This is a genomic window from Streptomyces sp. NBC_00376 (assembly GCF_036077095.1).
GTDB lineage: Bacteria > Actinomycetota > Actinomycetes > Streptomycetales > Streptomycetaceae > Streptomyces.
The window spans coordinates 6,803,213-6,825,258 of the sequence record NZ_CP107960.1 but is presented as its reverse complement, the minus strand read 5'-3'; the positions used below and the strand labels follow the sequence as shown (position 1 = coordinate 6,825,258).

Annotated in this window: 19 protein-coding genes; 4 read left to right on the top strand and 15 right to left on the bottom strand. The window is 71.7% G+C overall.

All coding sequences use genetic code 11. The annotated features are described in order from the left end of the window. Positions 1-139 precede the first annotated feature (139 nt). The 8 genes from OG842_RS30830 to OG842_RS30795 all read right to left on the bottom strand — a co-directional run bounded on the left by OG842_RS30830 (position 140) and on the right by OG842_RS30795 (position 8,937). Positions 140-955 carry a DUF1684 domain-containing protein gene (locus OG842_RS30830; protein WP_266736226.1) on the bottom strand — a complete coding sequence of 272 codons (816 nt, stop codon included), beginning with the start codon at positions 953-955 and terminating at the stop codon, positions 140-142. A 4-nt stretch (positions 956-959) separates the two neighbouring features. After that, positions 960-2,261 carry an NtaA/DmoA family FMN-dependent monooxygenase gene (locus tag OG842_RS30825; RefSeq protein WP_443064013.1) on the bottom strand — a complete coding sequence of 434 codons (1,302 nt, stop codon included), beginning with the start codon at positions 2,259-2,261 and terminating at the stop codon, positions 960-962. Continuing rightward, complete coding sequence (locus OG842_RS30820; RefSeq protein ID WP_266736228.1) at positions 2,258-3,325, bottom strand: LLM class flavin-dependent oxidoreductase; 1,068 nt, start codon at positions 3,323-3,325, stop codon at positions 2,258-2,260. The genes OG842_RS30825 and OG842_RS30820 overlap by 4 nt, the downstream gene beginning before the upstream one ends. 118 nt (positions 3,326-3,443) lie before the next feature. Beyond that, the gene (locus OG842_RS30815; protein ID WP_266737337.1) at positions 3,444-4,418 is read right to left on the bottom strand and encodes an ABC transporter substrate-binding protein; all 975 of its coding nucleotides are present in this window, start codon (positions 4,416-4,418) and stop codon (positions 3,444-3,446) included. 32 nt (positions 4,419-4,450) lie between these two features. Then, positions 4,451-5,203 carry an amino acid ABC transporter ATP-binding protein gene (locus OG842_RS30810; RefSeq protein WP_266737338.1) on the bottom strand — a complete coding sequence of 251 codons (753 nt, stop codon included), beginning with the start codon at positions 5,201-5,203 and terminating at the stop codon, positions 4,451-4,453. A 26-nt stretch (positions 5,204-5,229) separates the two neighbouring features. Then, positions 5,230-6,129, bottom strand: coding sequence for an amino acid ABC transporter permease (locus OG842_RS30805; RefSeq protein WP_266736230.1), 900 nt, complete (start codon positions 6,127-6,129; stop codon positions 5,230-5,232). A gap of 100 nt (positions 6,130-6,229) precedes the next feature. After that, a complete protein-coding gene (locus OG842_RS30800; protein ID WP_266736232.1) occupies positions 6,230-8,074 on the bottom strand; it encodes an FAD/NAD(P)-binding protein in 1,845 nt (614 codons plus the stop codon). Next, positions 8,071-8,937 carry an amino acid ABC transporter permease gene (locus OG842_RS30795; protein WP_266736234.1) on the bottom strand — a complete coding sequence of 289 codons (867 nt, stop codon included), beginning with the start codon at positions 8,935-8,937 and terminating at the stop codon, positions 8,071-8,073. The genes OG842_RS30800 and OG842_RS30795 overlap by 4 nt, the downstream gene beginning before the upstream one ends. Before the next feature lie 509 nt (positions 8,938-9,446). Here OG842_RS30795 and OG842_RS30790 point away from each other — a divergent pair. Beyond that, on the top strand, positions 9,447-10,385 hold the full coding sequence (locus tag OG842_RS30790) for an ABC transporter substrate-binding protein (protein WP_266736236.1): 939 nt from the start codon (positions 9,447-9,449) through the stop codon (positions 10,383-10,385). 28 nt (positions 10,386-10,413) lie between these two features. Here OG842_RS30790 and OG842_RS30785 read toward each other — a convergent pair whose 3' ends face one another. Next, positions 10,414-11,649: a DUF5685 family protein gene (locus OG842_RS30785; protein ID WP_266736238.1), complete on the bottom strand. Its 1,236-nt coding sequence runs from the start codon at positions 11,647-11,649 to the stop codon at positions 10,414-10,416. 308 nt (positions 11,650-11,957) lie between these two features. Between OG842_RS30785 and OG842_RS30780 the strand changes: the two genes are divergently transcribed. Next, the gene (locus tag OG842_RS30780) at positions 11,958-12,398 is read left to right on the top strand and encodes a cell division protein SepF (RefSeq protein ID WP_266736239.1); all 441 of its coding nucleotides are present in this window, start codon (positions 11,958-11,960) and stop codon (positions 12,396-12,398) included. Positions 12,399-12,419: 21 nt separating this feature from the next. On the opposite strand, the gene OG842_RS30775 is transcribed toward OG842_RS30780, so the two are convergent. After that, the gene (locus tag OG842_RS30775; protein WP_266736240.1) at positions 12,420-13,616 is read right to left on the bottom strand and encodes an acyl-CoA dehydrogenase family protein; all 1,197 of its coding nucleotides are present in this window, start codon (positions 13,614-13,616) and stop codon (positions 12,420-12,422) included. A gap of 73 nt (positions 13,617-13,689) precedes the next feature. After that, positions 13,690-15,390 carry an MFS transporter gene (locus tag OG842_RS30770; protein ID WP_266736242.1) on the bottom strand — a complete coding sequence of 567 codons (1,701 nt, stop codon included), beginning with the start codon at positions 15,388-15,390 and terminating at the stop codon, positions 13,690-13,692. A gap of 533 nt (positions 15,391-15,923) precedes the next feature. On the opposite strand from OG842_RS30770, the gene OG842_RS30765 reads away from it, so the two are divergent. Continuing rightward, positions 15,924-16,931, top strand: coding sequence for a phosphatase PAP2 family protein (locus OG842_RS30765; protein ID WP_266736244.1), 1,008 nt, complete (start codon positions 15,924-15,926; stop codon positions 16,929-16,931). 113 nt (positions 16,932-17,044) lie between these two features. Here OG842_RS30765 and OG842_RS30760 read toward each other — a convergent pair whose 3' ends face one another. The 4 genes from OG842_RS30760 to OG842_RS30745 all read right to left on the bottom strand — a co-directional run bounded on the left by OG842_RS30760 (position 17,045) and on the right by OG842_RS30745 (position 20,818). Then, positions 17,045-17,260: an I78 family peptidase inhibitor gene (locus OG842_RS30760; protein ID WP_266736245.1), complete on the bottom strand. Its 216-nt coding sequence runs from the start codon at positions 17,258-17,260 to the stop codon at positions 17,045-17,047. Between the two features lie 411 nt (positions 17,261-17,671). Then, entirely contained in the window at positions 17,672-18,631 is a 960-nt protein-coding gene (locus OG842_RS30755) for a helix-turn-helix transcriptional regulator (RefSeq protein ID WP_266736246.1), read from the bottom strand. A gap of 58 nt (positions 18,632-18,689) precedes the next feature. After that, on the bottom strand, positions 18,690-19,538 hold the full coding sequence (locus OG842_RS30750) for a transferase (RefSeq protein ID WP_266736248.1): 849 nt from the start codon (positions 19,536-19,538) through the stop codon (positions 18,690-18,692). Then, positions 19,535-20,818, bottom strand: a complete 1,284-nt coding sequence (locus OG842_RS30745; RefSeq protein WP_266736250.1) for a glycosyltransferase — start codon at positions 20,816-20,818, stop codon at positions 19,535-19,537. Before OG842_RS30745 ends, OG842_RS30750 begins: the two co-directional genes overlap by 4 nt. A 367-nt stretch (positions 20,819-21,185) precedes the next feature. Between OG842_RS30745 and OG842_RS30740 the strand changes: the two genes are divergently transcribed. After that, positions 21,186-21,986, top strand: coding sequence for a hypothetical protein (locus OG842_RS30740; RefSeq protein ID WP_266737339.1), 801 nt, complete (start codon positions 21,186-21,188; stop codon positions 21,984-21,986). The last annotated feature ends 60 nt before the right edge of the window (positions 21,987-22,046 follow it).

Sequence of the window (22,046 nt, the reverse complement as noted above, 5' to 3'; positions counted from 1 at the left end):
AGCGCTGCTCGGGAGTATTCAAGGCGTCAACTTGTGGCGCAAGAGGGCCCTCTGGCCTGAACTTGTCGCGCCGCACCGGAGCGGCCCCGGCAGCGCACGGGCTGCCGGGGCCACCGTCCCGGAGAAGTGTGACTGCACGTCAGCTGTCGACGCGGTTGCGCTCCCCCGCCTCGACGGCGACGGACAGGGTGTTGCCCGGGGGCGGGAAGGGGCAGATGAAGTGGTCCGCGAAGGCGCACGGCGGCAGCAGCGCGCGGTTGAGGTCGACCGTCACGCTGCCGTCCTCGGTGGGTGCCGCGGGCCGCAGGAACCGGAAGCGGTAGCTGCTGTTCCCGCTGGTGGCGTCGGCGAACACCGCCCAGAGCGAGCCGTCCGGCTCGACCGCGACGTGCAGCGTGTGCTCCGTACCGTCGAGCTCGAAGGCGATCTCACCGGCGAGCCCGAGACCGCGCTCGACCCCGTCGGCGTTCTCGACCCGGACGGTGCGGGCGCTGTCGTACGGGCGGAAGGTGCCCGGGAGCACCCAGCGGGGGTCGTACGGGGTGGCCTCGATGGCCCTGAAGGCGCGCCGGGCCCGGGAGTCCGGGTCGAAGTCCCGTACCGCCCATAGCCCTTCGCGGCTCAGCACGACCAGCCGCCGCTCGCCGTGCGCGACGCGGGACTCGCCGATCGGGCCGCGGTCGGCGGTGAGGCGGACCTGGCCGGTGAAGGGCTCGCCGTCCACGGTCAGCCCGTCCGCTACGGAGGCGCTGAGCACCAGCTCGTCGCCCTCCTCCCGCCACTGCCCGGGTACCTCGGGGATGCGGCCCTCCGGGTGGTCGGAGAGCCAGTGGGTGCCGGTGAGGGAGAGTGGTCCGTAGGGGCCGGCCACCGTGGCGGTGCGCTCCTCGTGCCAGTGCTTCCAGTCCTGTGCCGCCTGCTCGGATCCGTGCGGCTGCTGTGCGTCCGTGCTCATGCGGTCAACCCTTCCATACCGGCTCCGCGAGCCCGAGGTGTGAACGCAGTGTGGGACCGGTGTATTCGGAGCGGAACACTCCGCGCTCCTGGAGGAGCGGGACCACCCGGTCGACGAAGTCGTCCAGGCCGCCGGGGGTGAGGTGCGGCACGAGGATGAATCCGTCGGCGGCGTCGGCGGCGACGAACTCGGTGAGCTGCTCCGCGACCGTTCGCGGGCTGCCGATGAAGGACTGCCGGCCGGTCGTCTCGATGACGGTCTGCCGGATGGACAGCCCCTTCTCCTTGGACAGCGCCCGCCAGCGCGCCGCCACGGCGAGCACGTCGCCGGGCCCGACCCGGCCCTGGACCAGCGAGGATCCGGGGCCCGGGTCGATGTCGGGCAGCGGCCCGTCGGGGTCGTACGCGGAGAGGTCGCGGCCCCAGATCTGCTCCAGGGCCAGCAGCGCGTTCTGCGGGGAGACCTGCTGGAGGCGGATCTCCGCCGCCAGCTCCTGGGCCTCCGCGTCACTGTCACCGAGTACGAAGGTGACCCCGGGCATGATCTTCAGCTCGCCGGGTTCCCGGCCGTACTTCGCCAGCCGCGCCTTGACGTCGGCGTAGAACTCGCGCCCCGACTCCAGGGTGCCGTGCCGGGTGAAGACGATGTCGGCGGTGGACGCGGCGAACTCACGGCCGTCCGGGGAGTCACCGGCCTGGATCACAACTGGATGGCCCTGCGGGGAACGCGGGACGGTGAACTCGCCCTCGATGGCGAAGTGCTGCCCCCGGTGCGTGAAGGAGCGCGGGGTGCCGTCGGGCGTCCAGCTGTCCCACAGTTCGCGGGCGGTGGCGACGAACTCGGCGGCCCTGGTGTACCGGTCGGCCCGGTCGAGGTAGCCGCCGCGCCGGAAGTTCTCCCCGGTGAAGGCGTCGAAGGAGGTGACGACGTTCCAGGCGGCCCGGCCCTCGCTGAGGTGGTCGAGGGTGGCCAGGCGGCGGGCCAGTTCGTACGGCTCGTTGAAGGTGGCGTTGACGGTGGCGGCGAGGCCCAGCCGGTCGGTGACGGCGGCCAGCGCGGCCAGCACGGTGAGGGATTCGGGGCGGCCGACCACGTCCAGGTCGTGGATGCGGCCGTTGTGCTCGCGCAGCCGCAGCCCTTCGGCGAGGAAGAAGAAGTCGAACCTGCCGCGCTCCGCGGTGCGGGCGAGGTGCTCGAAGGAGGAGAAGTCGATCTGGCTCTTCGAGCGGGGGTCCGCCCAGACGGTGGTGTTGTTGACGCCCGGGAAGTGGGCGGCGAGATGCATCTGCCTCGTCGCGGTGCTCATGCCCGTCCTCCTTCGAAGGCGTACCGGTTGGCGGGGCGGGCCAGCCCCAGGTGCTCGCGCAGGGTGCCGCCGGGGTAGAAGGTGCGGAACAGGCTGCGGTGCTGGAGCAGCGCCACGGTGCCGTTGACGATCCGTTCGAGATCGCGCCCGGGGGTGATGGGTGTGAGGTGGAAACCGTCCGCCGCGCCGCCGCGGTGCCACCGGGTGATCAGTTCGGCGAGGTCGACCGGGCCGCCCCGGTAGTACGAGCCGCCCGCGGCGAGCGGTGGTCCGCTCTCCAGCCCCGGTTCCGGGGCGGTCTCGGCGTCGCCGAGGTCGACGGTGAGCGCGACCAGGACCCGGAGCGCGCCGGGGCCGCGTCCGTACGCCGCCGCTCGCCGGCGCAGATCGGTACGGGCGCCGGCGGCCTGCTCGGGGGTGGTGGCCCGGACCAGGACGACATCCGCGTGGCGGGCGGCGGTCTCCCGGGCCGGGCCGCTCGTCCCGTCGACGACGATGACCGGGCGGCCCTGCGGGGGCCGGGGCACGATCGCCGGGCCCCGGACGGTGAAGGAGGCGCCCTCGAAGTCGATGTAGTGCAGCTTGTCCCGGTCGATGAAGCGGCCGGTGGCGACGTCCCTGATCTCGGCGTCGTCCTCCCAGCTGTCCCACAGCCGGGCGCCCGCCTCGGCGCTGTCACCGGCCTCGCGCCACAGCTCGTCGGCGGGCGCCGCCGGGCGCCGGCCGAACAGCCGGGCCTCGGCCCCGGTCGTCGACACATCGGCCTGCCAGCCCGCCCGGCCGCGGCTCACCCAGTCCAGGGTGGCCACGGCGGACGACACGTGGAACGGCTCGGTGTGGGTGGTGGTGACGGTGGGCACCAGGCCGATCCGGCCGGTGGCGGGCGCGACCCGGGAGAGCACGGCGAGCGCGTCGGGGCCGGGTCGGGCGAAGGAGTCGCCGAGCGTGACGAAGTCAAGGGCGCCGTGCTCGGCGAGCCGGGCGAGGCCGGTGTAGTGCCCGGGGTCGTAGCGTGGCGGACCGCCGATCTCGGCGGCCAGATGAAGGGGGGCGGTCGAAGACATGGGTGGTACCTCTCCAGAGCTCTCTCAGGTGTTCTCTCGGGGATCCCGCCGGGCTCGGCTCCGGGCTCGGCTCCGGGCTCGGCTCCCGGGCTCTCGGCTCCGGGCTCGGCTCCCGGGCTCAGCTCCCGGACTTGGGCAGGCCGGGCGGGTTGATCTCCGACTCGGTGACGGCCTCGTCGGTGAGCCCCCAGCGCTTCAGCACCCTGGCGTACGAGCCGTTCCGCACGATGTGGTCGATGGCCGCCGCGTACGCCCCGACCAGGCCGCTGCCCTTCTTCGTGGTGGCGGCGATCTTGCCCTGGAGCCCGTCGCCCGCACCCGACAGCGTGCCGACGATCTCGGACTGGCCGGCCGACGCGACGTGGTAGTTGGCGGACGGGCTGGGGCCGAGATAGGCGTCGATCCGGCCGGACTGGAGCGCCAGGTAGTAGTCGGTGTCCTTCTGGAAGTACTTGATGTCGACCGGCTCGCGCCCGGCCCTGACGTTCTCCTCGCTCCAGTCGACGAGGATCTTCTCCTGGTTGGTCCCGGACGCGACGGCGATGGTCCGCCCCGCCACGTCCTTCGGCCCCTTCACCTTCCAGCCGGAGCCCTTCTTGGCCTCGAAGGCGATGTTGTCGAGCCGGTAGGTCGCGAAGTCGTACTTCTCCTTGCGCTCCTCGGTGACCGTGACGTTGGAGAGCACGCCGTCGAACTTGGAGCTGTCCAGGCCGACGAAGAGGTTCTCCCAGGAGACCTGTTCGAACCGCGGCTCCAGGCCGAGCGTGTCGGCGATCAGGGTCGCGATGTCGATCTCGGAGCCGATCCGGGTCCTGTCGTCGGTCGCGTAGAAGCCGAGCGGTGGCGAGGCTTCGGCGCTCGCGCCCAGCCGCAGGGTGCCCCGCTCGCGGATGGCCCCGGGCACCTTCGCCGCGACGGCTTCGTCCTTCTTGCCCCTGATCCGGTGCTGGTCGGGGCCGATGTTGATGCCGGTGCCCCGTTGACCCTTCGGCTTCACCTCGTCGGTCGCGGCGTCACCGGTGCCGCAGCCGGTGAGCAGCCCGGCGGTGGTGAGGGTGGCGAGTGCGGCGGACAGGGTGCGGCGGACGGACACGGCGGTGCTCCTCGGTGCGGACATGGGTGGGATCACAGGACCTTGGACAGGAAGGCGCGGGTGCGCTCGTGCTTCGGACGGTCGAGTACGTCGCCGGGGGCGCCCTGCTCGACGATCCGGCCCTCGTCCATGAAGACGACGGTGTCGGCGACCTCGCGGGCGAAGCCGATCTCGTGCGTGACGACGATCATGGTGGTGCCCTGGAGCGCCAGGTCCTTGATGACGTCGAGGACTTCGCCTACCAGCTCGGGGTCGAGCGCCGAGGTCGGCTCGTCGAAGAGCAGCAGTTTCGGTTCGAGGGCCAGCGCGCGGGCGATGGCGACCCGCTGCTGCTGTCCCCCGGAGAGCTGCTTGGGGTAGGCGTCCGCCTTCTCGGCGAGCCCGACCCGGGCGAGCAGCTTCTCCGCGGCGGCCACGGCCTCCTTCTTCGGGCGGCCGAGGGCGGCGACCGGGGCCTCGGTGATGTTCTCCAGCACGGTCAGGTGCGGGAAGAGATTGAAGTTCTGGAAGACGAAGCCGATCCGGGTGCGCCGGCGCAGCACCTCGCGCTCGCGGAGCTCGTACAGCTTGTCGCCGGCCCTGCGGTAGCCGACCAGGGTGCCGTCGACGCTGATCCAGCCGTGGTCGACCTTCTCCAGGTGGTTGATGGTTCGCAGCAGTGTGGACTTGCCGGAGCCGGACGGGCCGAGGACGACGGTGACCTCTCCCGCCCGTACGGACAGGTCGATGCCGCGCAGCACTTCGAGGTCGCCGAAGCTCTTGTGGACGGAGCGGATCTCGACCATGGCGTCGGTGGATCCGGTGGTGGTGCTCATCGCGTGGCCCCCTTGGCGTAGTGACGTTCGACGTAGTGCTGGAGGACGGAGAGCACGGTGGTCAGGAGGATGTACCAGACCGTCGCGACCATCAGCAGGGGCACGACCCTGCCGTTGCGCCCGTAGACGACCTGGACCTGGTGGAAGAGTTCGCCGATCGCCATCACGGAGACGATCGAGGTGCCCTTGAAGAGCGAGATGATCTCGTTGGCGGCGTTCGGCAGGATGGAGCGCATCGCCTGTGGGAGCACGATCCGGCGCAGCTGCCGGTGCCGGGGGATCCCGAGCGCCGCGGCGGCCTCCGACTGGCCGGCGTCCACGGCCAGTACCCCGCCGCGGACGATCTCCGCCGCGTAGGCGGCCTGGTGCAGTGCGAGACCGAGGACGGCCGCGCTCATCGCGCCGACCAGGTTCATCGTGTCGAAGGAGAAGAAGCCGGGCCCGAACGGGATGCCGAACTGCAACTCCTTGTAGAGATAGGCGAGGTTGAACCAGAAGAGCAGCTGGACGATGAGCGGGATCGAGCGGAACGCCCAGATGTACGCGTGGGCGACCGCGCTGAGGAACGGGCTGGCCGACAGCCGCATGAAGGCGAGCACGATGCCGAGCGCGAAGCCGAGGACCGTGCCGTAGAAGGTCAGTCGGAGGGTGACCCAGACGGCCTTGAGGACGGTCCCGGCGGTGAAGAACTGGGCGAAGACGTCCCACTCCCAGCCCGGGTTGGTGACCAGACCGTGCAGGAACTGGGCGAGTACGACGGCGGTGGCGGCGACGGCGGCCCAGCGCCAGGGGTGGCGCAGGGGTACGACGGTGAGCGCGTCGTGGCCGTCGTCGGCGGGCGGGGCGACATATGGTCCTGTCGCCTTGTCGACGGGTGGATCGCTGGTGAGGGTCATGAGGGGTCCTTGGGCTGCGGTGTACGCGGGCGGGGTGGCGGGCCGTGCCCTCCTGGGGGCGCGGCCCGCTCCTGGGGGCTGGCTGTGGGCGGGCCGGCGGTCAGCCGTCGCTGGGGGCGAGGTCCCTCAGGAGGACGAGCGCCGTGCGGGCGGTGGCGTCGTTCTGCCGGAAGGCCGGACCGCCGGTGCGCGGCCGGGTGAACGCCCCGCCCGCGCGGGCGGTGGTGAACGGGCCGAGCGCGAAGCGGCGCGGGTGCGGCCGGCCGTCACGGCCCAGGATCCGGCCGCTGTCGGGGGCGACCCGGAGCAGCCCGGTGGCGGTGGCGGCGGCCCCGTCCTCGTGCAGCTCCCGGAGCAGCGGGCTGCGGGTGCGTTCCAGGGTGGGGTCGGGCAGCCGGGCCTCGACCAGGGTGCGGGCCGCTATCCGCTGTCCCGGCACGGTGGCGCTGCCCGCCAGGAACAGGCCCCGCCGCTCGTCGGCCTCGACGGTCATTCCGGCGCCGAGGAAGCGGACGACCCCGGCCCGGGAAAGCGCGAGGAGCTGGTGCAGCCGGGGTCCGGGCGGGCCGGAGGCGAGATAGCTGAAGAAGCCGTGCCACCAGCCGCCGATGTCGCCGAGCCGGATCAACTGCCCGTAGGCGGACAGCAGTCCGAGGAAGACGGCGAGGTCCGGGCTGCGGCCGGGGTCGTGGCGGCGTTCCAGGTCGGCGGTGATGTAGTCGCGCAGCCCCTCCTGGAGCGCGTCGAACGAGGGATGGCGCACCCCTTCCAGGGGGTGGTCGAGCGCTTCGAGGTCGAGCCGGTCCTCCGGGTCGGGGACGGCTGCGGCGACGAGGGCGGCCAGTTCGGGACCTGCCGGGTCGGCGGCGGCGTACTCCGCCTCGAAGCCGGCCCAGTCGCCGGTGGTGCGCTCGGGGTGGGCGGTGAAGAGCCGGTGGTAGTGGGCATAGCCGAGCTCTTTGTCGACATGTGGCCATACGTCGCGCCGGAAGTCGACCGGCCGGTCCGCCTGCAACAGCGCCTCGGTCAGCTCCGGGCCGAGGAAGCGCGGCAGCGGCGGCCGTTCGCCCTCCCAGGCGTAGCCGATCTTGGAGTGGTACGGGACGCCCCGGCGCGATCCGATGTGGAGCAGGGGCTCCCGGCCGGACGGCACGTACTCGCCGTCCTCGTACCGTCCGCCGCGGCCCTCGGTGAGCAGCACCATCAGGTCGACGAAGGCGAGTCCGAAGCCCCGTACGATGACCGGCTCGCCCGCGGGCACCTCGCTCAGGTCGGCGTCGGCGGTGAAGTCCGGCGGCAGGTGGACGAGCCCGTGCCGGTCCGCGAAGTCGGCCAACTCGACCTGCTCCGGCTCCGGTTCGGCGTCGAGGTGGCCGATGGTGACGGCTACGGCATCGGCGAGCAGCGGTGTGCCGCGTCCCTCCAGCCAGACCTGCTGGCGGCCCTCGCGCGGCCCGGTGACCCGCAGGGCGGTGCCCCGGTGCCAGTGGACGGTGACACCTTCCGGGAGGGCGGCCACGGCCTGCTCGTACACCCAGCGCAAATAGACGCTCTGCAGCCGTCTGCTCGGGAAGTCGGTACCCTCCAACGCCTTTATCTCGTCGAGGAGTTCGGGCTCCGCCTCGGCCCCGTCCGGGAGTGTCGCGCGCCCGTCCCGGATGTCCGCCGCCCAGGTGTGCAGCGCGGGGCCGGGACGGACCGGCCCTTCCTGCCGGACGGTGTCGTCGGTGAACATCGTGACGTCCTCGGCCATGGAGTTCATCCAGAGCAGCGGCGACTGGTCGTGCCGCCAGATCCGTCCGCCGCCGGGCGGATACGGGTCGACGAGGTGAATGGTCAGCGGGCGGTCCCCGTACAGGGCGGGGGCGTTGGCGGCGATGCGCTCGATCAGGCCGGTGCCGCGCGGTCCGGCGCCTATGACGACGAGCGCCGGTGTCCCGCTCACCGGGCACCCGCCGTGCCGCGCGCGTAGTGCCGCTCGACGTAGTGCTGGCCGATGCCGAGCAGCGAGGTGACCACGGCGTACCAGATGGTGGCGACCAGCAGCAGTGGGATGACCTGGTAGGTGCGGTGGTACACGAGCTGCACGGAGTAGAGCAGGTCCTGTACCGCGATGATGCTGACGATCGAGGTGCCCTTGAGGGTGCCGATCAGCATGTTCCCGGCGGGCGGGACGATGGAGCGCATCGCCTGCGGGAGGACGATGCGGTGGAACCGGCGCCAGGGCCCGAGGCCGAGCGACTGGGCGGCCTCGATCTGTCCGCGTTCGACGGAGAGGATGCCGCCGCGGACGACTTCGGCGGCGTACGCGGCCTCGTGCAGGGTGAGCCCGATGACGGCGACCGTGACCGGGCCCAGGAGGTTCACCGTGCGGACGCCGAGGATCTCCGGGTACAGCGCGCCGATGTTGAACCAGAACAGCAGCTGGACCAGGATCGGGGTGGACCTGAACAGCCAGACGTACCCCCAACTGACCGCCTGGAGAACGCGGTTGGCGGAGAGCCGGAGGACGGCCAGCAGGGTACCGAGGGCGAAGCCGAGCACCATGACCAGTGCCGTGAGCCAGAGCGTGAGGCCGAGGCCGCGCAGCACCGCGGTGGTGGTGAAGTAGTCGGCGACGACATCCCACTGGAAGGCGTCGTTGCGGACGACGGATTCCAGTACCAGCGCGAGCAGCGCCAGGACGGCAACGGCCGCCGCCCACTGGCCGGTTCGGCGCACCGGGACGATCCGGAGCCGGTCGGTTCCGTCGCTCTTGGCGAGCGGTGCGGCGGGAGAGGGAAGGAGGGTATCTGTCTGCGCGGGCATGCGAAGGCTCCGTGGATGCAGAGATCGAACACGGGGCGTGCCTTCGGCGCGAACACAACGCGGACCGGGCCCCTCAGCGCCGGTCCGTCTCCGAGATAAGCGCTGTCCGTCGCGCGTTGTCAAGCTCGTCCACACTGTGAGCCGTGCGCCGGGGCTCGGTTGACGGACCACCGGATGCCTGTTCCACTGGGGCCATGCATTCGCAGCAGTGGCTGGTCAAGCGCTCCCACATCGACTTCGGTCGCGTGTGGTCCTCCTCCTGTTGAGCCGACCCCCTGCGTTTTCGCGTGTCCTGCCCGGCGCCGTGTGCGGCGCCTGAGCACATTTCCCCGCGTGTCCTCCCGTACACAACACCGTTCTCCCCTCCCCTCGCTCCGCCGTCCTTCCCCGGGCCCGTCCGGCCCTGATCCGCCGGACCGGCCCCAGCCCCGACCGTGGGGCCGCCGCACGCTGCCCGCCCGCCGCCGGCGCGCCCGCTCACGGCCGACGAATCTGGAGAACCACACCTCATGCCCCGGACCCGGCACACCGCTGCCTTCGCACTGATCACCGTCGCCGCTCTCTCCCTCACCGCGTGCGGGTCCGGTGATCCGGCGGCCGCACCGGCCGGCGCCGCCGCCGCGGACAAGGGCGAGGTGCCGACGACCGATGTCGTCTCCTCGGTACGCAAGGACGGGGCGGCGGCGAAGCTGCTGCCCGCCGACGTCCGCGCCGCCGGGACCCTGACCATCGCCGCGAGCGTCAGCAACCCGCCGGGCGCCACCTACCTCGCGGACGGCAGGACGGTGGCCGGCACGGACATCGACTTCGCGGACGCGGTGGCCAGGAAACTCGGGCTGCGCCTCACCCGCGAAGTGGCCTCCTTCGAGGCGATCCTCCCGGCGCTGGGCAGCGGGAAGTACGACGTGGGCACCGGGAATTTCGGGGTGACCGAGGAGCGCCGCAGGACGATCGACTTCGTCACGTACATCAATGACGGTCAGGGCTTCGCGGTCCGTGACGACAGCGAGCTGAAGAAGGTCACCGATCTCACCCGGCTCTGCGGCCTGACCGTGGGCACCGGCGCGGGCACCACCTTCGAGGTGACCCTGGAGGAGAACCGGCATCTGTGCGCCGACGCGGGCAGGAAGCCGTACGACGTGAAGACGTACAACGACCAGGGCGCCACCTGGGCCTCGCTCCAGCAGGGCCGCAGCGATGTGGTGATGTCCACCATCAACGGGCTGCGGTACGCGGTGCGACAGCAGGAGGGCGTGCGCTTCCTCAACGAGTTCAAGCGCCTCGACGTCGGCTTCGCCTTCAAGAAGGGCACCGCGCTGGCACCCGCCTTCCAGGCCGCGGTGAACAGTCTGAAGGCGGACGGCACCTACGACCGGATCCTGAAGAAGTGGGGCATCAGCGCTTCGGCGATCAAGGCCTCGCAGATCTCGCCGCCCGAGATCAAGTGAGCCGGGCCGGGCGGCCGGGCTCACGCCCTCAGCAGCTGCAGTCGCAGTCGCAGCAGTCGCACCCGTCGCAGCAGTCCCCGCAGTTGCTGCAGCAGTCACAGGCATCGCAGACGTCGCCGCAGTCGCACTGGCTGCAGAGTCCTTCGCGGCGCTGGTGGCTCCACGGGTCCTCGAAGGTGCCGCAGCACATCTGGCAGGTGCAGGCCAGCCCCGCCCACACCAGGCAGCCCATGATCAGACCGCGCCGGTCGCGCGGCGGCTCGGGCGGCGGCTGCGGCGGACCGGCGGGACCGCCCGGACTCGGCGCGTACGGATTGCCCGGCACCGGCCCGAAGGACCCGGCCGGCCGCGCGGCTGACGGGCCGCCAGTTCCGTCCAGGAGCACAGCGCCCGGCTGGTGCGAGCACGCCGTGGTGCCGAAGGCCCGGTCCACCGACTGCCGCAGTTCGTGCGCCAGCAGCACATGGGCCAGCTTGCCGTCGGTGAATTCCGCGTCGCGCAGCGCCAGCCGTACGCCGTGCAGCGCGTCGTCGCACAGCCGCCGGGCCTCCGCCCGAGAGGTGCCGGTGGCGGTGAGCGGGTTCCAGGCACCCGACGCGGCGTCGGCCTCCTGGTCCTCCACGGCGTCCAGCAGATGCGCCAGCCGCCCGAAGAGGCGGCCGGCCTCGGCGAGCGGCTCCGCGTTCTGCGGCTTGCCCGCGAGCACCGCGGTGTGGGCGAAGGCGGCCGCGGTGGCGGTCTCCGTGGGTTCGGTGACCGTGAGCAGCGGGGTGCCGGGACCGGCGATGAGCTCGATGCCGGTCTGCCGGTCGACGGCATCCACGAGCAGCGCGGTATCGAAGCCGAGCTGGGCGCCGGTGCGCGCGCCGGCCCGGTCCCAGCCCGCGGCGACCCGGCGCGCGGCGGCGGCGACCGGACGGCGCCTCAACAGGCCGTCCCCGTCCGCGACGTGGTCCCGGACCTTCGCCGAGGCCAGCACCAGGGAGACGGCGGCGGCCAGCCTGGCGCCCTCGCCGCGGGCGACCGGGGCGGTCCGCATGGCGCGCAGCGGGCAGGGCCCCGCCGTGCGGCGCCATCCGGTGGTGCGCTCGGACTGAGCCTCCGTCAGAACAGAAACAATCAGGCCGTCATAGTTCGTAACGATCCGGGCGAATTGCCCGTGATCGGAGCGAAGTGCGAGGCAGAGCCCGCAGAGATGGGCCATCCACTCGGTCCTGAGCCCCTCGGACAGCCGATGGGTGCAGGGCCTGACTATTCCGAACACGACGATCCCCCGAGAGTCGTTCACCTTCGCGCCGAGCTCGTACGGCGTGCGCGAGGTGCATCGTATCGAGCGGTCCGTTCACCCGTACGCCCCCCATGTCACCCGTACGGCCCGGGCATCATATTTTCTTTCTTTCTGACCCCTTATGCGGGAGGAATCCTGACGAATCGCCACATCTTCTGTGCCAGTACCGTCACGAACCCCCTGCGCGCCGACTATCCACTTGGCGCACGATCCGCATCATGGACGACCATAGGGATACGAAAGAGATGCGGAACGCCACGGAACCGCGGTGAGAGGAGGCGTCCATGGGATCGGTGCGCAAGGCGAGTGCCTGGCTGGGCCTCGTGGAGGACAACGACGAGCGGTACTACGACGACGAGTACGCCGAGGGCGCGCAGACCGGGACCGGTGGCCAGGCATGGGTGACGGACCCCCGGGTGCAGGTCGCGTCCGAGACGGCCGAGGAGACGGGGCGCCGGATCGCCACCGTCACCCCGGACAGCTTCCGTGACGCACGGGCCATCGGAGAGCTCTTCCGGGACGGCGTCCCGGTGATCGTCAACCTCACGACCATGGACCCCACCGACGCGAAGCGCGTCGTGGACTTCGCCGCCGGGCTGATCTTCGGACTGCGCGGCTCGATCGAGCGCGTGGCCACCCGGGTCTTCCTGCTGACCCCGGCCGACACCCAGGTGGTCAGCGAAACCGCCGGCCGGTCGGCCGACGGCTTCTTCAACCAGAGCTGAGCAGGGCGCTCGCCGGACGGTCTAGCGGAACGCGTCGAGACCGGTGAGCGCCTTGCCCAGCACCAGCTGGTGCATCTCCACGGTTCCCTCGTAGGTGAGCACCGACTCCAGATTCGTCGCATGGCGCATCACCGGGTACTCCAGCGAGATCCCGTTGGCGCCGAGGATCGTGCGCGAGGTACGGCAGATGTCGATCGCCTCCCGCACATTGTTGAGCTTTCCGAAACTGACCTGCTCCGGGCGGAGCCTGCCCGCGTCCATCCGCCGGCCCAGATGGTGGGCGAGCAGGATGCCCTTGTGCAGCTCCACGGCCATGTCCGCGAGCTTGGCCTGGGTGAGCTGGAAGCCGCCGATCGGCCGGTCGAACTGTTCCCTGGTCCTCGCGTAGTCCACGGCCGCCTCGAAGCTGGCGCGGGCCGCGCCCATCGCACCCCAGACAATGCCGTAGCGGGCATGGCTGAGACAGCTGAGCGGGCCGCGCAGACCGGTGACGCCCGGGAGCACTGCGTCGGCGGGCAGCCGCACCTCGTCCAGGACCAGCTCGCTGGTGACCGAGGCGCGCAGCGACCACTTGTGCTTGATCTCGGGCGCCGAGAAGCCCGGGGTGTCGGTCGGCACGGCGAATCCGCGGATTCCGTCGTCGGTCTGCGCCCAGACGACGGCGACCCCGGCGACCGAGCCGTTGGTGATCCACATCTTGCGGCCGGTGAGCACCCAGTCCCCGCCATCGCGCTTGGCGTAGGTACGCATCCCGGCCGGGTCGGAGCCGTGGTCCGGCTCGGTGAGGCCGAAGCAGCCGATGATCTCGCCGGCCGCCATGCCCGGCAGCCAGCGCTGCCGCTGCTCCTCGGAGCCGAAGCGGTGGATGGCGTACATGGCGAGCGAGCCCTGCACGGAGACCAGGGAGCGGATCCCGGAGTCGGCCGCCTCCAGCTCCAGGCAGGCCAGTCCGTACTGGACGGCGGTGGCGCCCGCGCAGCCGTACCCCTGGAGGGACATGCCGAGCGCGCCGAGCGAACCGAGCTCACGGGCCAGCTCGCGGATGCCGGGCAGCTCGCCGCTCTCGTACCACTCGGCGATGTGCGGCAGGATCCGGTCGGCGGCCCAGTCCCGGACGGTCTGGCGGATCGCGAGGTCCTCGGCGCTGAGCAGATCGTCGATGCCGATCGGGTCGGCGGGGTCGAAGGGCGGGAGCTTCGACGACTCGGTGGTGGACATGAGGGCGCCTCCGGCGGCTCGCACGATGCTAAAACTAGCAGTGTTAGTTATGCTCTCGCGCCGACGTTACGGCTCAGCGTGCCGCTCGTCCAGAGCCGGTCGCCTCGGCGGGTCGGCGCCGGGCGGGCCGCGTCGGGGGCCGCTGCGCACGGCCCTGGGCGGGCACCTCGTGCTCCGCGCGGTGTTCCCGCACCTCGCTCACGTCGGCCCGCTCCGGCTCGTCGAGCACCGGCGCCGGGCAGTCCATCGCCCTCGGCAGCCGCAGCGCGGCCAGCGCCCCGGCCAGCAGCAGCGCGGCGCTGACCAGCAGCGTGACATGCAGCCCGGTGATGAAGGAGTGGCGCGCCGTGGAACGCAGCACCGCACCCAGCGGGCCGCCCAGCCGGTCCGCCACCTGGTACGCCTCACCCAGCGAGTGGGCGGCGGCCGCGCGGGCCCCGGCCGGGACACCCGCTTCGGGAAGCTTCGAGAGCCCGGGGGCGTAGGCGGCGTTCATGACACTGCCGAGCAGGGCGATCCCCATGCCCGCGCCCAGCTGGTACGAGGTCTCGCCGATGGCCGCCGCCCCGCCCGCGCGGTCGGCGGGGGCCTCGCTGAGCATCGATTCGTACGCCCCGAAGAGCGTGGTCTGGAGCCCGAAGCCGAGGGCGACGAAGGCCGCCGTCAGCAGCGCCGGCCGGTCGTGCTGCCCCATCGAGGTCAGGATCAGCACCGATACGGCCGTGAGCACGAAACCCCAGCCGACCATCCGGCGTGGACCGATACGGCGCAGGGTGTACGAGCCGGTGGCGCCCGCGGCCATGGCCGCGAAGGTGAGCGGAAGCAGCCGCAGTCCGGTCTGCAGCGGGCTCAGCCCGAGGACGAGCTGGAGGTACTGGACGGCTATGAGCTCAAGGCCGACCAGGGCCAGCATGGCGATGACGATGCAGCCCACCGCGGTGGAGAACGCGGGCCTGGTGAACAGCCCCATGTCGATCAGCGGATGCGTACGCCGCTTCTGGCGGCGCACGAACACGACGAGCAGTGCCGCCCCGATCAGCAGCGGGGCGAGCGTGGCCGGGCTCAGCACCTCACCGGCGCCCGCCCGCTTCACCCCGAGGACCACGCCCAGCACTCCGGCGGCGGCCATCAGTGCGCCCAGCACGTCCCACGGGCCGTCGTGGCTGCCGCGCGACTCGGGCAGCAGCAGCCGGCCGACCGGCAGGATCAGCGCCATCAGCGGGACGTTGATCAGAAAGACCGAGCCCCACCAGAAGTGCTCGACGAGGAAGCCGCCGATGACCGGCCCGGTGGCGGCGCCCACGGCGGCGACGGCGGTCCAGATGCCGATCGCCACTGCGCGTTCACGCCGGTCGGGGAAGACCTGCCGGAGGATCGAGAGCGTCGCCGGCATGATCATCGCGCCGCCGACCCCGAGCAGCGCACGCGCCGCGATGAGCACCGCGGGACTGCCGGCCATCGCGGCGACCGCGGAGGCGACACCGAAGAGGGCGTAGCCGAGCAGCAGGACGCGACGCCGGCCGACCCGGTCCCCGAGGGTGCCGAAGAGGATCAGCAGCGAGGCACAGACCAGCGGGTAGGCGTCGACGATCCAGAGCAGACCGACCGCACTGGGGTTCAGGTCCTCGGTGACGGCGGGCACGGCGACGTGGAGCACGGTCGAGTCGAGCGCCACGAGCAGGAGGCTGAGGCAGAGGACGACGAGGACGACCCATCGATTGGCACCGTCGGCCGCCGGGCGCAGCCGGATCCGGGCTGTGGTCGTCCCTGACATGCATGTACCTCCCAAAGGTCCCTCGCGCTCGGCGGGCCAACCGGGGATGCGGCGGTTCGCCGCTCCTCATGGCCCGGCATCGACGGGCGAGTGGGCGTCAGCGTACGCGAGTTCGGAGCCCTCCCACGTGGCCGAACTCATACCCGGTCGAGCCGCGGGGTGTGGCGTACGCCACCCCGGCCCGCCGTCCGGACCTGCGAGGACACCCGGCCCGTCCGGAACGGGACGGTACTCGGTGGCCTCCTCGGAGCACCCGCCGGGCCCGCACCGAGAGCGGTCGGTGACCGGACCGGCACGGTCCGTTCCACCCCCTTCCGGGCGCGGATAAATTCATACCGGCACCTCCTGCGCTTTTCTGCCCACGCCCAAACACCCTTCCGAAATGCGTGCGAAATCAATAGCGCGAAGACCTGTCGAGACACTTACCCGGATCAGGAATTAAGACCGCACTGAGACATAGTCCACATCACATCGTCATCACAAAGAGACCGGAACGACCTGGTCACTCACTAACTCGCTGTAACGTCGATTGGGTGCGTACCGACATCTTTGCCCGGCTGGACCGGGAGCCGGAGCCGCCGAAGATAGAGCCACCGCGGATGAGCCGTCACCGCATCGCGCTCTTCGGCGGGACGTTGGCGTTCTATCTCGCCATCGTCATTGCCGTGCTGGCCTCGTCCTGGCTGGTGACCCTGGACTGGAAGGTCATGCTCTTCCGGCCGTATCAGCAGTGGCCGGAAATCCATGCCTTCCTCGACTACTACATCGTGCTCGGCCAGCGTGGTCCCACCGCCACCATGGTCGCCTGCTGGCTCGGCTGGCGCTCCTGGCGGCAGCACACGCTGCGCCCCCTGATAACGCTGGGCGTGGCACTGCTGCTGCTCAATGTGACGGTCGGCGCGGTCAAGATCGGCCTGGGCCGTCTCGGCCCGCACTACGCGACCCAGATCGGCTCCGCCGAGCTCTTCGCGGGCGGCGATATATTCCCCTCCGGCCACACCGCCAACGCGGTTGTGACCTGGGGAATCCTCGCCTATCTGGCCACCACCCCCCGAGCCCGGCGCTATCTGTCGGCCATGTCGGCGATCGTCTCGCTGGGCGTCGGCCTCACCACCGTCTATCTCGGTACGCACTGGCTCAGCGATGTCCTGCTGGGCTGGGCCGCGGGGCTGCTGATCATGCTGGGCCTGCCCTGGGCCGAGCCGCTGATCACCCGGGCCGAGGCCTGGATCTTCGCCCAGCGCGAGAACCTGCGGGGATTCGGCCGTCCCGTGCCCTCCGTGCCCGTCGCGGCCGGAGGCCCCCGGACCGTCCTGCTGCCGCAACCGGACGGCGGCGACGCCCCGGCCCGGAGCCCGGCGCTGGAGCCGGTCGCCGCGGCGGCCACGGGCGCCCGCTCACGCGCACACGCCTCGCACCCGGCGCATGCTGTGCGCTCGGAGCGGACCCCGGTCACCCCGGCCGGCAGCCGACGCCCGCCGCACGCCGACCGCACACCGCGCGGCGGCACGAGCCCGGCCCGCCCGGTGGCCGGCGGCTGAGACCCGGCGAGGGAGCCGGTACGCACAACCGCTCCCCGGACATGACCGAAGGCCCCGACGGACGTCGGGGCCTTCTGCCGTATCCGGGCCCGGGGTCCCGGGCCGCAGGGGCCTCAGCCCACCCAGCAGCGGGTGACGCGTGCTCCGTCGACCTCGAAGTTGATCCGTCCGCTCCGGAACTCCATGGTGATGATCGCGCCCGGCGGCAGGGATCTGACGGTGCTCCAGCCACGGCTGCGGGCCCGCCGTTCGGCGGCGTCGGCAGCGAGGCCGACGTACTCGCCGGGCGCGTCGTCGGGCTGGGCGGAAGGGGTCGGTATGGGTGCCATACCCCTCACCGTAGGCGGCCGCGGGCGGCGACGGAAGCCGGGGCGCCCGCCGTCGCGGGGCATCCTCACGTTCCCCGCCGGTCACACTTGTGTCACAGGATCACGACACGTGCACGGCATGAATCACGCCACCCGGACAGGCGGCCCGGGACCGGACACACAGTAATCACACAAGCCGGAGAACGATCATTCGGAAGGCCCGGAATCGGAGCGGAATATCCCGTATCGAGGGGGCGTAATTTCCGTCCCGAATAACATGCGTAAATGAGCATGTCGCCAGGAATTCACGCTTCCTTATGGCAGCCTTATCCTTTGGTCACAATATTCACGCCGCGGTACGGGACGGCCTCCGACTGCCACCGGTATAGCGGGCGGACCCGGCCGACCGTATGGCGTTGCCGCAGCCGGCGCTCAGTCCAATGCCCTGGTCAGCCGGTCCCTGGCCACCCTGATCGCATCCTTCAGCTCCGGTGGTTCGACGACCTCGAACTCGAACCCCGTCATCATCACGTGGATGACCATCACGTCCGTCGTGGCCGCCCCGGCGCGCAGCAGACAGGTGTCCGCGTCGACCGCCTCCAGCACCCCGGCCGAGGGCGAGATCCGCTCGGCCGCCCGCTCCATCCCCACCTTCAGCCGGATCACCGCCCGCGTCGGGTACACGGCCGTGGAGATCCCGTTCGAGACATAGGCGGCCAGGTCCTCGGCGGGCGCCTCGCGCGGTACGAACCTCGGGCCGTGCGGCGGCGTGGGGATGATCCGGTCCGCCCGGAACGTACGCCAGTCCGCGCGGTCCAGGTCCCAGGCGACGAGGTACCAGCGGCGCTCGGTGCACACCAGCCGGTGCGGTTCGACGGTCCGCCGCGAGACGGAGCCGGAGTGGTCCCGGTACTCGAAGCGCAGCCGCTCGGCGTCCCGGCAGGCCCCGGCGAGCTCGGTCAGGACGCCCGCGTCGGCGACCGAAGCGCCGGGCCCGCGGAGCAGTGGCACGGTGAAGGTGTTCAGCGCGTTCACCCGGCGCCTGAGCCGGTCCGGCAGCACCTGTTCGAGCTTGGTCAGGGCGCGTACGGAGGTCTCGCCGATGCCCTCGACGCCGTTGCCCGCCGCGGTGCGCAGCCCGACGGCGACGGCGACGGCCTCCTCGTCGTCCAGGAGCAGCGGCGGCAGCTGGGCACCGGCACCGAGCTGGTACCCGCCGCCGGTGCCGGGGCTGGCGTTGACCGGGTAGCCCAGTTCGCGCAGCTTGTCGACGTCGCGCCGGACGGTGCGCGGGGTGACCCCGAGCCGGTCGGCAAGATCGGCGCCGGACCAGTCGCGGTGTGCCTGGAGCAGTGAGAGCAGTCGCAGCAGTCGTGCCGAGGTCTCCAACATGGCGGCGAGTCTGCCAGGGGTTGCGGACAGCCCGGGTCCGCATCCCCCGGCGGGGTCCTCAGGGCGCCGGTTCCGGTTCGAGCCGTACGCAGAGGTCGTTGTCGGTGGAGTAGCAGGGCGTGGCTCGGCAGCCCTCGCCGGCGTCGCGGCCCGGGTAGACGAAGATCTTCTTGCGGTCCCAGACGTCGTCGAGGATGCGGGAGATCCGTACGCCGCCGGCCGGCGCTTCCTCCGCCGTCCCGGGGACGAGCCAGAGCGTCCACAGCTGCGGTGCGGTGACGGGCCCGTCGGCCAGCCGGTCCAGGGGGAGCGTGAAGGCGAAGGCGCCCTCCTGACCGGTGACCGGCACCCGCAGGACCCGGCCGTCGGCGCCGGGCTGTCGCGCCTCGACGCGGGCATCGGCGCCGAGGCCGGTCCCGTACAGCGTGCCCTCGACCGTCATTCCGTGCCCGTCGAACGTCACCGGTCCGGCCTCGGCATGCGGTGCGCGCAGCCAGCAGCGCACGGCGAGCCGGCCGTCGAGGGTCGGGTACGGGATCCGGACCGCGATCCGCCCGCTGCCCGGCGCGTGGTCGACGAGCAGCCGCAGGTCCCGGACGCCGGGCTCGACGGCCACCGCCCCGCCGTCGTCCGCGCCGGGCTCCCGCAGGTAGACGTCCCAGCGCCCCTCGGCGGGTTCCACGGCCCCCGGCAGCACCGCGCGCAGCCGTCCGTCGCGCAGCGGGCTCAGCGGCAGCCGTACGGTGTCGCCGTCGCCGCCCGCGCCCTTGGCGCCGCGCAGCCGGAGCAGCAGTTCGGGGGCCTCCCCGTCCTCGCTGCGGCCGAGGTCGAGATCGAAGGTGATCCCGCCGCCGGGTCCCGCGGTGCAGTCGGCCCGCGGTGTCCTTCGCCCTGCGGAGTCGGTCATGCGGTCTTCCCCTTGCGGATCACGGCGGCTGCCTTGTAGCGAAGGGCGTACGCCCCGTCCAGCACGGTGCCCCGGGCGCGGTGCAGTGTGGTGCTCAGCGCGCCGTGCGAGCGGTCGCGCGGGCCCCGCGAGGCGAGTTCGGTGAAGAGACGTTCATGGCGTTCGGCGATCCGTGACGGGTCGAACCGCTGCGACGCGGTCAGTGCGGCACGTCCCGCGCGGTGCCGTGCCTCGTCGTCGCCGATCAGGCCGAGCAGCGCGTCGGCCACGGCCGCCGTGTCACCGACGGGCACCAGCCGTCCGTCGGTGCCGTCGTCGATGATCTCGCGGGGGCCGTGCGGGCAGTCGGTGGCGACGACCGGCAGGCCGCAGCGCATCGCCTCGACGATGGTCATGCCGAAGGACTCGCGGTCCGAAGTGACCGCGGCGATCGACCCCTTGGGCCACTCGGCCTCCAGCGGGTTGACCGGTCCCATCAGGAACACGTGGTTGTGCAGCCCGAGTTCCGCGATGAGCGCGAGCAGCGCCGCTCGCTCGTTCCCGGTCGCGTCGCCGCCGCCGTAGATGCGCAGCCGCCAGTCCGGGCGGACCGCGACCACGTCGGCGAACGCCCGGACGAGCAGGTCGTACCGCTTGACCTTGTGCAGCCGGCCCGCGGCGATCACCCATTTGTGGTCGCCGTCGGCGGGCGGGACCGCCGGTTCGGGCACGCTGTTGGCGATGGCCTCGATCCGTACGCCGGGCAGTTTGAACCCGGTCCGGTAGGCGTGGGCGTCGGCCTCGGTGACGGTGGTGATCGCGTCGAGCAGCGGGTAGCGGTGCGCGATCTCGCGGCGGAGCCGGTAGCCGTGGCTGTCGAGGGTGAGGTGCTCCTGCCCGATCCGTACCGGTCCCCGGCGGGCCTGCCTGCTGATGTGCACATTGAGCCCCGGCCGGGTGCCGACCACCACGTCCGCCTCCAGGGAGCGCAGATGATCAGCCACCCTTGCGTCGGACAGCCTGCTGTACTGGCGGTACCTGCTGTCGCCGCGCGGGAACACGGTCGCGGGGCGTGCGTATTCGGCGGCGTCGCCGTCGTACGTCGGGCTCTTCTTCCGCAGATCGACGAGGTGGCTCATGCGCACCCCTTCGGGGGCGCCGAGCGCGGGAACGTCACGGTGCCGGAAGACCGAGACGATCTCCACGTCATGGTGCCCGGCCAGCTCCCCGGCGAGATTGAACGTCGTGCGGATCGTGCCCCCGACTCCATATGCGTTGTGGAGCAGGAAAGAAATGTGCATGAAACGCCATATCTCCCGGGTCGGCTGATCAGCGGCAGGCTGCACTTGCCATGACGGCGCAGGGCTGTCGGCGGTTCACTCCGAGTAGGGGCGAGTTTCGGTCAGTCGTGAACTCGTCCGCTTTGTCGTTTTGCCGCTTTGTTACCGTATGTCGGTGCACCGTCGCATCGCCGAGTCGATCACACCCCGAACCGTCGGACCGGCGCGAACGGTCCCCAAGTGCACTTCCGGGCCCCGGGATTCACTCTCCGGGCCGGTTGGTTCGATTACGTTCCCTTTCTCGCGTGACCCCGGCCGCGGCTCGCCCGTTGTCATATCCATGAGCCGGGAACCGCCCGGCGCACGTACCGAGTTCGAGGAGCCACCCGTGCCGCGCATGCTCGACGTCAGCGAGGACGTACGCGCCGAGATCGGCGACGCCGAAGCCGACCGGCTGCTTGTCGGCGACAACGCCCCGGGCAGTTACGACTGCACTTCCTGCCGCACCCCCGGAGACTCCGAGCAGGAGCGCACCAGCACGGTGCTCTTCGTCGGCGACGAGACCGCCGTCCTCGCCTTCGCCCACGCGACGTGCATCCCCTCCCAGGTCGTCCAGGTCGCCGAGGAGCAGCTCCAGGGCGCCGTACGCAGCATCACCGGCGGCGAGGGCCCGGCGAGCGCCGGCGCGGGCCGGCCGCAGGACGCCCTCACCGAACAGGCCGTCCTCGGCATCACCAGCGGCCTCGTCCTGATCGACGACGAGCTCCACCCGGCCCTCGTCGTCGAGCCCGCCGGCGCGATCGCCCGGCCGGGCACGGACGGCAGCCGGGGCGACGAATTCCTCCAGCTGCTGCTGGAGCAGGGCTTCCACCCGGTCCACCGGATGGACCAGGTGCCCGCCGTGCTGCACGGCTGGTCGGTCCTGCTCGCCATGGGCCAGCTGCACGCCGTGCTCCAGCCGGGCACCGGCGGCGGCGCACCGGTCGCCTGGTGGCAGGCGCACGCGCCGCTCCAGGTCACCGAGGGCTGGCGGACCGCGGCCAACAAGTCGCAGACCGTCCTCGTCTTCGCCGCCCCGGCAGGGTCGATCGGCCAGCAGCCCCGCGAGGATCTGCTGCGCGACGCCCTGGACAAGGCCGCGGCCAACGGGCTCCTGGTCGCCGCCGCGATGCCGCTGGCCGGTACCTGATCGTGGCCGCAGGCTTCTCGCACCGACGGCGAACAGCTATTTCTCCGCCACGCCCGCATC

Coding starts and splice junctions, on each gene's coding strand:
- OG842_RS30830 (WP_266736226.1), bottom strand. CDS start 955: ATGAGCACGGACGCACAGCAGCCGCACGGATCCGAGCAGGCGGCACAG.
- OG842_RS30825 (WP_443064013.1), bottom strand. CDS start 2,261: ATGAGCACCGCGACGAGGCAGATGCATCTCGCCGCCCACTTCCCGGGC.
- OG842_RS30820 (WP_266736228.1), bottom strand. CDS start 3,325: ATGTCTTCGACCGCCCCCCTTCATCTGGCCGCCGAGATCGGCGGTCCG.
- OG842_RS30810 (WP_266737338.1), bottom strand. CDS start 5,203: ATGGTCGAGATCCGCTCCGTCCACAAGAGCTTCGGCGACCTCGAAGTG.
- OG842_RS30805 (WP_266736230.1), bottom strand. CDS start 6,129: ATGACCCTCACCAGCGATCCACCCGTCGACAAGGCGACAGGACCATAT.
- OG842_RS30795 (WP_266736234.1), bottom strand. CDS start 8,937: ATGCCCGCGCAGACAGATACCCTCCTTCCCTCTCCCGCCGCACCGCTC.
- OG842_RS30790 (WP_266736236.1), top strand. CDS start 9,447: ATGCCCCGGACCCGGCACACCGCTGCCTTCGCACTGATCACCGTCGCC.
- OG842_RS30780 (WP_266736239.1), top strand. CDS start 11,958: ATGGGATCGGTGCGCAAGGCGAGTGCCTGGCTGGGCCTCGTGGAGGAC.
- OG842_RS30775 (WP_266736240.1), bottom strand. CDS start 13,616: ATGTCCACCACCGAGTCGTCGAAGCTCCCGCCCTTCGACCCCGCCGAC.
- OG842_RS30770 (WP_266736242.1), bottom strand. CDS start 15,390: ATGTCAGGGACGACCACAGCCCGGATCCGGCTGCGCCCGGCGGCCGAC.
- OG842_RS30760 (WP_266736245.1), bottom strand. CDS start 17,260: ATGGCACCCATACCGACCCCTTCCGCCCAGCCCGACGACGCGCCCGGC.
- OG842_RS30755 (WP_266736246.1), bottom strand. CDS start 18,631: ATGTTGGAGACCTCGGCACGACTGCTGCGACTGCTCTCACTGCTCCAG.
- OG842_RS30750 (WP_266736248.1), bottom strand. CDS start 19,538: ATGACCGACTCCGCAGGGCGAAGGACACCGCGGGCCGACTGCACCGCG.
- OG842_RS30745 (WP_266736250.1), bottom strand. CDS start 20,818: ATGCACATTTCTTTCCTGCTCCACAACGCATATGGAGTCGGGGGCACG.